The organism is Flavobacterium xanthum, from assembly GCF_900142695.1.
In the GTDB taxonomy this organism is placed as follows: domain Bacteria; phylum Bacteroidota; class Bacteroidia; order Flavobacteriales; family Flavobacteriaceae; genus Flavobacterium; species Flavobacterium xanthum.
The window spans coordinates 78,300-92,758 of the sequence record NZ_FRBU01000003.1 but is presented as its reverse complement, the minus strand read 5'-3'; the positions used below and the strand labels follow the sequence as shown (position 1 = coordinate 92,758).

Genomic DNA, 14,459 nt, shown 5'->3' with positions numbered 1-14,459 from the left:
ATCTGGAGCTTTTTTTATTTTTGTAGACTTTCAGAGGCGATAATAACCGCTTCTTTTAATCCTGTTTTATACTTGATTATTTTTTCTAATATACTTTGATCATGGCTTCCTAAGATTTGAACTGCCAAAATCCCTGCGTTTTTGGCACCATTCAAAGCAACCGTTGCGACAGGTACACCACCGGGCATTTGTAGAATGGATAAAACACTGTCCCAACCATCTATAGAATTACTTGATTTGATAGGAACGCCAATAACTGGAAGTGGAGACATAGAGGCAACCATTCCTGGCAAATGCGCCGCGCCACCAGCACCAGCAATAACAACCGAAATTCCACGGGTGTGTGCATTTTTGCTGAAATCAAATAGTTTTTCAGGAGTTCGGTGTGCCGAGACAATATCGACTTCTATTTCTATTTCGAATGCTTTTAAAATATCTATTGCTTCTTGCATGATCGGCATGTCTGAAATGCTTCCCATTATTACGGCTACTTTCATTGTTTTTTATTTAAAGATTTTATGATTTAAGCATTTAAAGATTTGTTTGAGAACTGACATATACTTGTTGTTCTGAATTTTTGAATCTTTTAATTTTTGAATCTTTCTATTAACTAATTACTCTTATGGTATTTTTTACCTCTTCGGCAATTCGTCTTGCTTCATTGACATTTTCATTTACGATGGTCACGTGTCCCATTTTTCTAAATGGACGCGTTTGTTTCTTTCCATAAATGTGTGGAGTAACACCATTCCAACCTAATATTTTTTCAATATTTTGATAAACTACGTCTCCAGAAAATCCTGCTGAACCAACTAGATTCACCATAATACCAGCCACTTTGCTGTCTGTATTTCCTAAAGGTAAATCTAGGATGGCGCGTAAATGATTTTCGAATTGGGAGGTAAAGCTGGCCTCAATAGAATAATGACCGGAATTGTGAGGACGTGGCGCTACCTCGTTCACGAGAATTTCATCATTTTCGGTCTGAAACATTTCAACAGCTAGTAAACCAACATGATTGAATTTTTCAGAAACATGAAGCGCGATTGCTCTTGCTTTTTTTGCTACTGTATCTTCAATTCGAGCAGGACAAATCACATATTCTACCTGGTTTGCTTCTGGATGAAATTCCATTTCTACCACGGGATAGGTTTTTATTTCGCCCGAAGGATTGCGGCAAACAATAACTGCCAATTCGTTTTTAAAAGGAATCATTTCTTCAGCAATGCATTCTACATTGGCTAGATTGTCCAAATCTGAAATTTGTCGAATGACTTTTACGCCATTTCCATCATATCCAAATTCGGTACACTTCCAAACGAAAGGGACTTTTGTTTTTGAATCCAAAATCGATACCACTAAACTTTTCAAATCGTCAAATCGTTGGTAATTTGCAGTTGGAATTGCATGGTGCAGGTAGAAATCTTTTTGAATTCCTTTGTTCTGAATCAATTTTAAAGTTTTTGGCGAAGGATATACTTTTAAGCCTTCGTCTTCCAGTTTTACCAAAGCGTCTAGATTGACTAGTTCAATTTCAAAAGTCAAAACATCGACTAATTTCCCAAAATTATAAACCGTTTCAAAGTCCATTAAGTCGCCTTTAAAAAATTGATTGCAGGCAATTTTGCAGGGCGCTTCATCACTAGGATCCAGCACATAAGTTTGGATGTCAAATTTCCGAGTGTCAAACAATAGCATTTTGCCTAATTGTCCGCCGCCGAGAATCCCCAATTTAAAATCAGAAGAAAAATAATTCATGGTGTCGTTGTATGTTTAAGCAAAGATACTTTATAATGATTGAATTGGGAAATGCTATTTTATTTTCTTCGGAATTTATGTTGTAACTTTTATGACTTTCGATCGATTTTTAGGTTGTTTTTTATGGAATTTACTTAAAAATACAAATTAATGACCATTTATCAATTCACAATTCCGAATTCTGTATCTTTGCCCATTATTTTAAACATCAAAAAATGATACAACTTCACGATAAACAATTTGTTCCGTTTATTTCTGCTAAAGAAATAGAATTTGCTTTAACAAAAATGATTGCCCAAATAGAAGACGATTTTGCTGATGAAACACCCGTATTTGTAGGTGTATTGAACGGTGCTTTTATGGTAGTTTCTGATTTTATGAAGTTATATAAAAAGCCATGTGAAGTTTCTTTTATAAAAATGGCATCGTACGAGGGAACTTCTTCTACAAACGAAGTGAAACAGTTGATTGGTTTAAATCAGGATTTAACGGGTCGTTCTGTAATCATTATCGAAGATATCGTGGATACTGGAAACACATTGGTGGAACTAAAAGAATTGTTCAAAAAACAAAATGTCAAGCATTTTAAAATTGCAACTCTTTTTTTTAAACCAGAAGCCTACACGAAGGACATCAAGATAGATTATATAGGAATCCGAATTCCTAATAAATTTATTGTTGGTTATGGCTTAGATTACGATGGATTAGGAAGAAATTTACCAGAAGTATATAAACTAAAAGAATAACTACACAACAACAACATGACTAACATTGTTTTATTTGGAAAACCAGGAGCAGGTAAAGGAACTCAAGCAGAGTTTTTGAAGGAAAAATACAAATTAACGCATATATCCACCGGTGATGTATTTCGGTTTAATTTAAAAAATGATACCGAACTTGGCAAACAAGCAAGAGTATTTATGGATGCCGGTGATTTAGTGCCAGATGAACTGACTACAAAAATGCTGATTGATGAAGTAAATAAGCATCCAGAGGCTAACGGAATATTGTTTGACGGTTACCCAAGAACACTATCACAAGCCGAAGCTTTAGATGGTTTTCTTACTTCAATAGGTTCCAAAGTTGCTGCAACAATAGCACTAGAAGCAGATGATGAGCTTTTAGTACAGCGCTTGTTAGAAAGAGGAAAAACAAGTGGCCGAATTGACGATCAAGATGAAGAAAAGATCAGAAATCGCTACCAGGAATACAATGAAAAAACAGCGCCTTTAATGGATTATTATCAAGCTCAGGGTAAGTTTTTTGCAGTGAATGGTATAGGTACTATTGCCGAAATTACGCAACGAGTAAGTGCGGTTATTGATAATTTATAGGAGCTATTCCAGCTCTATGTTACAAGTCCTCGATAAAAAAACATTTTTCTAAGTCCTAAAAGGAGCTTCCTTTGGTCGCTCTTTTTTGACAAGAAAAAATAGTTTTTTTATCTCCGGGCTTTTCACTTTGATCTGGGCTAAAAACCGGATTGACAATTTCAAGAACGAAAAATTCAGAAATTAGATTTTTATTTAAAAACGAATCCACTAATACATTGGAAATACTTATAATATTTTTTCTAATATTACTAAATGGGGTTTTCTCCATGTCAGAAATCGCATTGATTTCAGCACGAAAAAATAGGCTTGAAACGGCAGCAAAAAAGGGGAATAAAAGTGCTAAAATCGCTTTGGATTTAGCAAATTCACCCAATAAATTTTTGTCTACGGTACAAATAGGAATCACTTTGATAGGGATCCTTACTGGTATTTACAGTGGCGATAAAATCACGAAAGATGTTGAGGTATTCATCAAAGGCATTGAACTATTAACACCGTATGCACACCCTGTTGCGGTAGGTTTAGTTGTTGTTATTTTGACCTTTTTCTCTTTAGTTCTAGGGGAATTATTGCCAAAGAGAATTGGTTTAAATCATCCAGAAGCGATAGCAAAAGCAGTAGCATTGCCTATGAAAATAGTCTCAATCGTTACGGCACCTTTTATTTGGTTATTAACACATTCTACCGAGTTTTTACTTAACATTTTACAAATAAAGCCCACAGCAGATGGTCGAGTGACCGAGGAAGAAATAAAAGCGATTATCAAAGAAGGAACTGAAGGTGGCGAAGTGCAGGAAATAGAACAAGATATTGTGGAGCGTGTATTTCATATTGGAGACCGCAAAATAAACTCTTTGATGACTCATAGAAAATCAGTTATGTTTTTGCCTTTGCACTCTAATAAAGAACAAGTTAGGGAGTTTATGTTGAAGGAGCTGCATTCAATTTATCCAGTTTATGGAGAAAATTATGATGATATTGTTGGCGTTGTAAATCTGAAAAATATTTTTGCTCATTTTGAAAATGAAAATTTCAATTTGGTTGACATCATGACCGAAGCTCCATTTATGATGGAGCAAACGACTGCATATATCGCTTTAGAAATATTTAAAAAATCGGGCATTCATTACGCATTTGTATCTGATGAATATGGCGTTTTTCAAGGAGTAATTACTTTGAATGATATACTAGAAGCGTTGGTAGGTGATGCATCAGATTTTTATAAAGATGATTTTCAGTTAGTAGAAAGAGAAGACGGAACGTGGTTAGTAGACGGGCATTATTCATTACACGATTTCTTGACTTACTTTGAGTTAGATGAATTAATCAATGATTATGAAGTCACAACGGTAAGCGGATTAATAATGACAGAGCTCTCTCACATACCCAAACAAGGGGAAAAATTGATTTGGCAAAAATTTGAGTTAGAAGTCATTGATATGGATGGTGTGAAAATAGATAAAGTAATGGTAAAGGCATTACAAGTATAAAAATAGTGAACATCATGGGGAATTTCAAAATGGAATTTCAATGGTGTAGTTGAAAATTGAATAGTAGAAAAAATGACAGAAGGGAATTTTGTAGATTACGTTAAAATATATGTTTCTTCCGGAAAGGGAGGAAAAGGATCTACGCACTTACACAGAGAAAAATTTATTGAAAAAGGGGGTCCAGATGGTGGCGACGGTGGTCGTGGTGGCCATGTATATTTGGTTGGAAACAAAGGTCTTTGGACTTTATTTCACTTAAAATTTGCAAGACACATCAAAGCGGGTAATGGTGGAGATGGTAGTGGTGATAGAAGTACAGGTGCCGACGGTGATGATAAATTTATCGAAGTCCCTTTGGGAACTGTGGTAAAAGACAAAGAAACTGGAGAAATATTATTTGAAATTACTGAAGATGGTGAGAAACAAGTACTTTCAAGAGGAGGTAAAGGTGGTTTAGGGAACTGGCATTTTAGAAGTTCAACAAATCAAACACCGCGGTATTCTCAACCTGGATTACCAGGAGCAGAGATGGACGTGATTCTAGAGTTGAAAGTACTAGCCGATGTAGGTTTGGTAGGTTTTCCTAATGCAGGAAAATCAACTTTGTTGTCAGTGTTGACTTCAGCTAAGCCTAAAATTGCAGATTATCCGTTTACTACTTTAAAACCAAATCTTGGAATTGTAGCATACAGAGATTTTCAATCGTTTGTAATTGCCGATATTCCGGGAATTATTGAAGGAGCGGCAGAAGGAAAAGGGCTTGGACATTATTTTTTAAGACATATCGAGCGTAATTCAACATTGCTGTTTTTAGTCCCGGTTGATACACCAGATATTAAAGGGGAATATGATATTCTAGTGAATGAGTTGACCAAATACAATCCAGAAATGCTAGACAAAGAGCGTTTGCTTGTAATTTCAAAATGTGATATGCTGGATGACGAATTAAAAGCAGAATTGAAAACAGAACTAGATGTCGCTTTTAAGGATGTGCCATATATGTTTATTTCTTCTGTGGCTCAACAAGGATTGACAGAGTTGAAAGACAAGTTGTGGAAAATGTTGAATGACTAATTTAAGTTTTCTTTAAAATAGTAAATCCGCTTCAAATAACTTGAAGCGGATTTTTTTGCTATTGTAGTGATTTTATTCCTTGACTTGTACCCGAATTCCTTTAGTATGACTGGAATATTCAGGAGCGTACATACTTTGAATGGTTGAAATACCATTAGAGAAATCACCTTTGTTGTTCACTCGAATGTCATATTCTAATACGTAGGTCCCTTTGTTTATTTGGTCAAAAAAGAAATGTGTTGCAGCATCTTTAGTACTTTGATAAAAACTCAACCCACCTTTGTATTGGTATGCAGAAAGTACATCTATGGGTTCAAAACAAGAAGCACGCATGTCTTTTAAATGTACAAATTCCATGTCTTCCTTTGCAGAAATTACTAATCTAACGGTGACTAAATCACCGATTTTCAATAGATTATTTGAATTGATTCGTTCCAATATTTCGCCTTTGTCAGTATCTTTCTTTACATATAATTCTTTGGAAACTGATAATGCAGTTCCAGAATTGGTTTTTATTTTATCTAATTCTTCAAAATATTGCCAATAAATACCTCCAAAACCTGGAACTTTAGATTTGTTTTCGATGGAAATAGTTGCCATGTCTTTTTTGATTTCTTCTGCGTTCCAGTTTAGTTTTACATAACCTGTTTCGGCTTCTTTTTCGTTTTCAACTAATTTTTTGGTTAATATTTTTTCGGTTCCAATTTTGAAAATTGTGTTGTCTTTGACGCTCAACCAATCGGTTCCTTGCATCAATAAAGCATAAATTGCTTCGGTGGTGGATTTTGTGGTGGGCCAGTTTTTGCTTTGTTTGTTTTTTAATAACCAAACCTTCATAGCATCTACAGATTTAGTGTCGTTGCTAATTTCTGCGAAAGCCTCAATCAATAGTGCTTGCGTTTCAATAGGGGCTTGGTACCAGAAATAGCCAGATTTATTAGCTATCCAATACATTCCCCAATCTTCATTATTCGAAGCGGTTTCTTTCAAGCTTGCCAGAATTATTTTGGCAGCTTCTTTTTCGCCAAAGCGCTCTAGAGTCAATGCCGCTAATCCTTTTTCGTATAAGGAATAGGTTAACCACTCTTTTTTCGCAATTTCAAGGTACAATTTAGAGGCTTTTTGTAACGTATCCGAAAGCGGATACGTTTTCAGATAATAGCTTCGGGTGTATAAATAATGTAAATCAGAATACGGATTGAACCAAATCAATTTTTCTTTTGTTTTTAATTTTTCTGTTCTGGTTTTATGATTTTCTAAAAACTTTTTATCTAAAAATGGAATTCCGATTGCTGTAATTTGCTTGATTTTGGAAGTGATGTTTTCATTATTACTTAATTTTGAAAGATGTCCTAAACCGGCCAAAATATGTCGGGTTATGTATTCGTTTTCAGTACTTCCTTCAAACCATGCGAAACCTCCGGACGTTGTTTGCTTTTGTTTCAGCTTATCAAAAGTTACTTCTTGTGCGTTTTTCATTTTTTCTAAATCAAAAAGTAAAGCAAGATTTTTCTTTTTCTCTTCTTCGGTTTGAGCATCATTCAACCACGGTGTTTCTGCAAGAATAATCGATTTTAGTTCTTCGTTTTCTTCTAGTTTCGAATTCAACTTTTCATTTTTTCTCCAAGTTTCGAATAGATTAGCAATTTTTGGATTGCTAGAAATAATTTCAGACGCTAAAGCATTCGCATAAAATCTGGCAAAGGTATGTTCCGCGCTTTCGTGTTCGTATTCCATCAAATAGGGCAAAGACTGAATGGCTAACCAAGATGGATTTGAGGTGTATTCTAACGTAAATTGATGGTTTTGTAGACTGGTCGAATTGTTGTTTTTTAGGTTTTCGAAGGTATATTCTTTCTTTGAATTTTTTCGAACCCAAATCGGAATGCTCTCGGTAACCAACATAGAATTTGTTAAAACAGGAAGTAGGTTTTCTTCCCCATCCGAAAAGTTACCTGCCTTAGCTAAAACTTTATACTGAACGCCTTGCAGACCTTCTGGAACATAAATTTTCCAACTCACGGTTGTATTTCCAAAAGGAGCGATTTTAAAGTTTTTTACTGAATTCGCATTTTCCATTTTAGCATCTATTGGTTGCATTGTTGTTGCATCAAAAAGTTGTAAAATAGCAATTCCAGTTTTGGCCTCATTGGTAATATTCGCCACTTTTGCAGTGATTAAAATACTGTCTTTTTCCCTGAAAAAACGTGGAAAATTTGGGGTAACCATTAACTCTTTTTGAGTAATGACACTTTTTTCTAAATAGCCGCTTGTTGCCTCTTTATTGTGCGCTAATAGCCGAAGTTTCCAAGCGGTTAAAGCTTCAGGCGAAGTGAAATTGAAACTTACTTTTCCTGTTGTATCTGTTTTTAGATTCGGATAAAAGAAAGCAGTTTCTGAGAGATTTTTTCTGGCTTTTACTTGAGTTAAGGCTTCCAAAGCTTTTTTGGTTGTGATGATAATTGCTCCGTTAGCTGCTTTACTTCCATATAATGCGATGGCTTTCTCTTCTTTTAGAACATCAATAGCAATAATATCGGTCGGAGAAATTAATCTGAATTGTTCTTCTGTTATTACTTCGCCATCAACGATATACAAGGCATTTTTGTAGTTGCCTGAAATACTTAAGTTTCCTCTAATTGTTATTCCACTAGCTTTTCCTTCTAATTTTATAGCTATTCCAGCAGAATTATAAATTTGATTGTCAGCTTCTTCAACGACTGCAGCAACACCCGTATTGCTAGCTAGAGATTTCTTCTTAACACTTTCATACGCCATAACGACAACCTCTTGAAGGCTGTTTTGTGACTCGGTTAAGACAATATCGACAACGTTTGAATCAATTTTGATTATTTTTTGTTCAAAACCAATATAGTTAATAGTCAACTCTTCTCCTATTGCAGCCTCTATTTGGTAATAACCATCAAAGTCAGTTTGCGTGCTTCGTTGAAGTCCATCAATAATGATATTCACACCAGGCAATGGTAACTGACCATCAGTAACAATTCCAGAAATCATTTTGGCAGTAAGCGGTTTTCTGCTTTTACTATTTAGTTCTTTTCGATACGCTTTTTGTTGCTGTTCAGTGAAAGAATCGTTGATGTTAAAGCCAAACCATATTAGTTTTGTAGTTTCATCAATAAGTTCCATGCGATTTGGAATAGGATTTAGATTCCGAATGTAAATTGAGGTTTTATCGAATCCGATACTAGTTTTAAAATTAGCAGAGTTGTAATTATAATTATTGAATTTCAGGGGATTCCAGTCTCTTTTAGCAAACTGATCTAAAGAACTGTCATACATTGAGGCTAAGACTTCAGCTTCTTTTGCAGTATTAATTGATTTTATTTGAAACGACCAATTTTCATTGGTTCCGGGTTGTAATTTGTTTCTTAAACTTTCAACTGTGAATTGCAATTTGGATTCCTCCTCTCTAAGAATTACGTCTATTTGGTCGTAAAAAGTTTGATTTTCAAAAACACTTTCAAAAGCAATTTTCATACTTTTTTCAAATTCTTTTTTCAAAGGAATTTTGACAATGATTTGATTGTTTTGCAATTGAAAAGTATTCTCAAAATAAAGGAAACTTTGATAATTGCCAGTTGTGTTGATGTAAAGTTCAGGAATAACCGACGTTAATTTGACTAAAACAAAACCATCTTTTTTAGCATCAATATTGATTTGTTTCGCAACAAATAATTTACTCGAATCAATTTTGTCTTTGCTTTGTAGCAATTGGAAATTAGTACTGGTTTCTATTGGATTTTCAAAAGCATCTTTAGCGGAAAACACCACTTTATAATTCCCGGATTTGTAATTGGAAATAAAATCTAAAACTAATTTCTTGTCTTTTTCTGTGTCAATTTTTTTAGAAAAGACTAAAGTTGGACTTGGTTTTTCAACAGTTGCTTTTTCATTTTGTTCGTATGGAAATAATCGCTCAAACTCTTCTTTTGAAATCGATTCGATTTCTGGTTGTGGAAAAACTCGGGATTTAAATTTATCCAAAAAAGGACTCACATAATAAAGGTTAATCTCGCCTTTTACAGCTAAAAATTCTCCATTGAGATTGGTGCTTTTTAGTTCAATTTCATTTTCATTTTTGGTTTCAATTCGATTTGGTATAGTTGCAGTAAGTGTCAAAGAATGATAGCCAACCCTAACATTTGTTTGAGCTTGTTGGGTCTCCCCATTACTATCAGTCACGGATGCTGAGATAGAATATTCAAAAATGGGTAACTGTTCTTTAGAGCTGTTTTCAAATGGTTTAGCGATAAAATTTATATCGAATTTCCCCGAAGCATCTGTTGTAGTCTCACCAACTAAAAGATTTTCTGATTTGCCGTTTTGTTGGTAATAGTAACCGTTGCTTAAGGTGTAAGGGATTAGTGTAATCTTATAACTTACTTTTGCATCGGAGATGTTGCTTCCCGAAAAAGCTTTGGCAATTCCAGTTACACTTACTTTTTGATTGACTTTATATGTTTTTTTTACTGCCTCAAAAGTAACTTCAAATTTAGGACGTTTGTATTCTTCCACTTGAAATGATATTTGAGAATTCTCATAATTTACATTGTCCCAAAACGGGTGCTCGTCTTTTATTTTATCGTAAAAAACATCTTTTTCATAATCATCAGGTTCATCAGCAATGATTCTGAAATTTCCTGTCATTCCACTTTTTGGTAATAAAAATTCTCCAGAAAAAGAGCCGTATTCATTTGTAACGGCTTCAAATTCTTTGAAGGCAGTACCGTTAGGGTCTTGAATTGTAATTTTGAATGCTGTTTTTGCAACCACGCTCGTTTTGTCTTGGTCTTTTCTAAAAGCAATTCCTTTGTAATAAACCGTTTGTCCCGGACGGTAAATAGCGCGGTCCAAATAGAATTCGACTTTACCTTTTGCTTTTTGGTTTTCTAAAGTCTCGTAATCGTAGTCATTATTATAATAGGAGTAGCGACTGTTCAGTAACAGTGAATCGTTTTCAGTTGTAAATTCAATAAGACTGTAATTGCGGTTGTTATTTTCTTTGGTAAACGTTGCATTACCACTTTTGTCAGTTATAAGTGTTTGATTTAGTAGTGTAATAGAAACATTTTCTAAAGGTTTTCCCGTTTTTCTGTCTAAAACTTGATAGTTTTCTTTCTTATCGTTTTCCGAAGTTAGTACGGTGATATTAGAAACTGTAATAGTTTCGTAAGCAAATGCTTTTGTATTCTTGATATCTGAATTGCTTTCAAAATACACCAAATAACTGCCTGTTTTTAATGGCGGTAAAAGGACTTCCGTGCTGTATTCAAAATAATTATTTTTTTCTTCAAGTACATAGTTTTTACTGGCAATTGCTTTTTTGTTTTTGATGATTGCAGCTACTAAACTGTCTTTGTTGTGAGGAGAATTTCGGAAATTTTTTGTCATGTTTTGATCAATTTTAAAGAAAGAAACTGACAGGCGATTTAAATTTTTATACCGAATAAATGCTCTGGTATTTTCATCAGTATAGCTGAATTTTTGAAGCTGAATGTTCAAGGATTTAGCTTGAATATTTTGTATTTTTTGTAAAGCTATTTTGTGAGCATTTGAACGATTATTAATTTTTAAAATGCTGTCAAGTGTTGCGATGGCTTGAATGTTATAATCAGGATGTGCTTCTTTTGAAGCCAGATTGTTGAGAATAATTGCCTTTTCTAATTGTATTTTTTGAATCAAAATGGTGTCCTTGGATTCTTTTTGCATGGATCGTAAGGATTTCATAAATCCTTCGTTTGAATCTAACAAAACGTTGTTGCAAAATTGAATTCGGTCGAATTGGTTTTCTAAAGTAGGAGCGTTTTTCTCCTGTTTTTGGTACAATTCAAGCACTTTTTTTAGTTTTTCATTTTTTACAAAATCAAAATTGAGTTGTGCAAAAGATGCTGAATTCTCTAAAAATCCTTTTTCATAAGGCAAGAATTCTTTTTTTTGAATTTCCCATTGCCTAATCTGTGGCGTATATAGCGCAATGTTTTCTTTTACTAAATAGTTAAATAGATTGTCTTTTTTAGTTTTTTCTTCGTCACTATAATCAAATATTTGAAGATACGTGCTCAAGGAAGTTTGTTTTAATATTGTTTCATTAAGAAGTGTTTTTTCTAAAGCACCATCTATTTGTTCCGAAAAGTCTTTTGGAGTCCAAGTTAAAAATTGATCGTCAAAACTCACCGTATTGGTTCTGTTGTACAATAAATATGAGTTTTGATTTCGATAATCAATTAAACATTTCGCATAAACCAAATTCAAAATTGCTTTAGATGGAATGGAGACTTTGTTGATTTCAGTTTTTAAATTGTTGATAATTTTGGTTTGAGCATCTTCATCCAAAACTTGTAAATATTTGGATTCATAGAAAAAACATTTTATGATTTGAACTTCATCTTTATCTCGAGCAGCTTTTTGACGGATTTTAGAAACTATTTCATTGGCTGATTTTATTTTCCCTTCGTTTTCAAATTCAATTACTTTAAGCCAGTTTTTGTCATAGTTTTGTCCAAAAATTGAAGTAGATACTAAAATAAGGAGTAAGAAAATTTTTTTCATAAGTTGATTTAAAATAAGTTGTAAATATTTTTCAATTATGGAGAATTAATATTAGAAATATTTCTTACTAAATTACTAATATTTACTTAAAATCAAATCTAACTTATCATATTTCCCTATTTTTGAAGAATGAAACATATTATTTATTTATTTGTATTTCTACCGGTTATGATGTGGGGACAATCAGATTTCGAAAAAGCAGAAAAACTGTATAAGGCAGATAAAATGGATCAAGCTGAGGTGGCTTTTGAATCTGTTTTGAGGTCTAATCCATCGGATTTAAAAACCATTGAATATCTTGGAGATATTGCTGGTCATGATAAATTGTGGGATAAGGCGATTGGCTATTATAAAAAACTCAAGCAACTCAAACCTTCTGAAGCTAATTATTATTATAAATATGGTGGCGCTTTAGGAATGAAAGCCAAAGATTCAAACAAGTTTAAAGCCCTTGGAATGATTGACGAAGTGAAGACCTCCTTCGAAAAAGCAATCACCCTAAATCCTAAGCACCTTGAAGCGCGTTGGGCATTAATTGAGCTGTATATTCAGTTGCCGGGAATTGTAGGTGGAAGCGAATCGAAAGCTATCAAATATTCCAATGAATTATTACGATTGTCGCCTGTTGACGGTTATTTGTCACGAGGACACATCGAAGAATATTTTAAAAGATATAAAACAGCAGAACAACAATACAAAAAAGCGATAATGGCTGGAGGTTCCAAAACAAGTTATCAAAAATTAGCTAGCTTGTACAAAAACAAAATGCGGGATCCTGAAAAGGCAAAAACAGTATTAGAAACATATAATAAAAAAAATCAGGACTAATTATAATTTCTTCTGAATCCAAAATTAATAAACCAAAATTAGAATGCGTACACATTTTATAGCTATCGGCGGAAGCGCGATGCACAATCTGGCATTAGCACTACATAACAAAGGATATCAAGTTACTGGAAGTGACGATGCAATTTTTGAACCATCAAAATCAAGATTAGATAAAAAGGGGATTTTGCCTCCAGAATTAGGCTGGTTTCCTGAGAAAATAACTTCAGCTATTGAAGCAGTTATTCTTGGGATGCACGCCAAAGCAGATAATCCAGAATTATTAAAAGCACAAGAATTAGGGCTAAAAATATATTCTTATCCTGAATTTCTTTACGAGCAATCCAAAAATAAAACACGAGTAGTTATTGGCGGATCTCATGGGAAAACAACAATTACTTCAATGATTTTGCATGTTATGCATTACCATGACATAGCGGTAGATTACATGGTTGGTGCACAGTTGGAAGGCTTCGATACGATGGTTCATCTTACGGAGGAGAATGATTTTATAGTTTTGGAAGGAGATGAATATTTGTCTTCTCCAATTGACCGCAGACCAAAATTTCATTTATACCAACCCAATATCGCTTTGATTTCAGGGATTGCATGGGATCATATTAATGTTTTTCCAACCTATGAAAACTACGTAGAACAGTTCGAAAGTTTTATTGGTAAAATCACTAATGGCGGAATTCTGGTGTATAATGAAGATGATGCTGAAGTAAAACGGGTTGCTGAAGCCGCGACAAATCCAATTCGAAAACTAGCCTATCATACGCCAAAATATGCTGTCAATGATGGCGTAACATTACTGGAAACTCCAGAGGGCGACATGCCAATTGAAGTTTTTGGAGCGCATAATTTGAATAATTTGGCTGGAGCCAAATGGATCTGTCAAAATATGGGCGTTGATGAAGCTGATTTTTATGAAGCCATTGCCAGTTTCAAAGGCGCATCAAAAAGATTAGAAAAAATTGCCGAAAGCAAAACGAAAGTTGCCTATAAAGATTTTGCCCATTCACCAAGTAAGGTTTCAGCAACTACAAAAGCGGTGAAAGAGCAATATCCAAACCGAACGTTAGTAGCTTGTTTAGAATTGCATACGTATAGTAGCTTGAATGCTGAATTCCTGAAAGAATACGAAGGTGCATTGGAATATGCCGATAAAGCAGTCGTTTTTTATTCGCCAGATGCCGTGAAAATCAAACAGCTTGAAGAAGTTACTTACGAACAAATTGCTAAAGCGTTTAATCGTGAAGATTTAATTATTTATACTAATCCAAAAGATTTCAAAGACTATCTTTTCAACTTGAATCTTGAAAATTCTGCTTTACTATTGATGAGTTCCGGTAATTACGGTGGATTAAACTTTGATGAGGTAAAAGAATTGGTAAAGTAAAAG

9 protein-coding genes are annotated in these 14,459 nt (G+C 34.1%); 6 read left to right on the top strand and 3 right to left on the bottom strand.

Features of this window, described 5'->3' with window-relative positions; genetic code table 11:
- Nucleotides 1-14 precede the first annotated feature (14 nt).
- Together purE and BUC11_RS02300 are read right to left on the bottom strand one after the other, a co-directional pair.
- Complete coding sequence (gene purE / locus BUC11_RS02305; RefSeq protein WP_073351488.1) at nt 15-497, bottom strand: 5-(carboxyamino)imidazole ribonucleotide mutase; 483 nt, start codon at nt 495-497, stop codon at nt 15-17.
- 109 nt (nt 498-606) lie between these two features.
- Nucleotides 607-1,758 (bottom strand): 5-(carboxyamino)imidazole ribonucleotide synthase, encoded by a 1,152-nt coding sequence (locus BUC11_RS02300; RefSeq protein ID WP_073351485.1) that lies wholly within the window; start codon nt 1,756-1,758, stop codon nt 607-609.
- A gap of 215 nt (nt 1,759-1,973) precedes the next feature.
- Here BUC11_RS02300 and hpt point away from each other — a divergent pair, with 215 nt between their 5' ends.
- The 4 genes from hpt (at nt 1,974) to obgE (ending at nt 5,656) form a co-directional block, all read left to right on the top strand.
- On the top strand, nt 1,974-2,504 hold the full coding sequence (gene hpt / locus BUC11_RS17120; protein ID WP_084129483.1) for a hypoxanthine phosphoribosyltransferase: 531 nt from the start codon (nt 1,974-1,976) through the stop codon (nt 2,502-2,504).
- A gap of 15 nt (nt 2,505-2,519) precedes the next feature.
- Nucleotides 2,520-3,092 carry an adenylate kinase gene (locus tag BUC11_RS17115; RefSeq protein ID WP_084129481.1) on the top strand — a complete coding sequence of 191 codons (573 nt, stop codon included), beginning with the start codon at nt 2,520-2,522 and terminating at the stop codon, nt 3,090-3,092.
- A gap of 215 nt (nt 3,093-3,307) precedes the next feature.
- Nucleotides 3,308-4,582, top strand: coding sequence for a hemolysin family protein (locus tag BUC11_RS02290; RefSeq protein WP_073351588.1), 1,275 nt, complete (start codon nt 3,308-3,310; stop codon nt 4,580-4,582).
- Nucleotides 4,583-4,654: 72 nt separating this feature from the next.
- On the top strand, nt 4,655-5,656 hold the full coding sequence (gene obgE / locus BUC11_RS02285; protein WP_073351481.1) for a GTPase ObgE: 1,002 nt from the start codon (nt 4,655-4,657) through the stop codon (nt 5,654-5,656).
- Between the two features lie 72 nt (nt 5,657-5,728).
- Here obgE and BUC11_RS02280 read toward each other — a convergent pair whose 3' ends face one another.
- Nucleotides 5,729-12,229, bottom strand: a complete 6,501-nt coding sequence (locus BUC11_RS02280; RefSeq protein ID WP_073351478.1) for an alpha-2-macroglobulin family protein — start codon at nt 12,227-12,229, stop codon at nt 5,729-5,731.
- A gap of 129 nt (nt 12,230-12,358) precedes the next feature.
- Here BUC11_RS02280 and BUC11_RS02275 point away from each other — a divergent pair, with 129 nt between their 5' ends.
- Both BUC11_RS02275 and BUC11_RS02270 read left to right on the top strand, forming a co-directional pair.
- The gene (locus BUC11_RS02275; RefSeq protein ID WP_073351475.1) at nt 12,359-13,057 is read left to right on the top strand and encodes a tetratricopeptide repeat protein; all 699 of its coding nucleotides are present in this window, start codon (nt 12,359-12,361) and stop codon (nt 13,055-13,057) included.
- A gap of 43 nt (nt 13,058-13,100) precedes the next feature.
- Nucleotides 13,101-14,456 (top strand): UDP-N-acetylmuramate--L-alanine ligase, encoded by a 1,356-nt coding sequence (locus BUC11_RS02270; RefSeq protein WP_073351471.1) that lies wholly within the window; start codon nt 13,101-13,103, stop codon nt 14,454-14,456.
- Nucleotides 14,457-14,459: the final 3 nt, after the last annotated feature.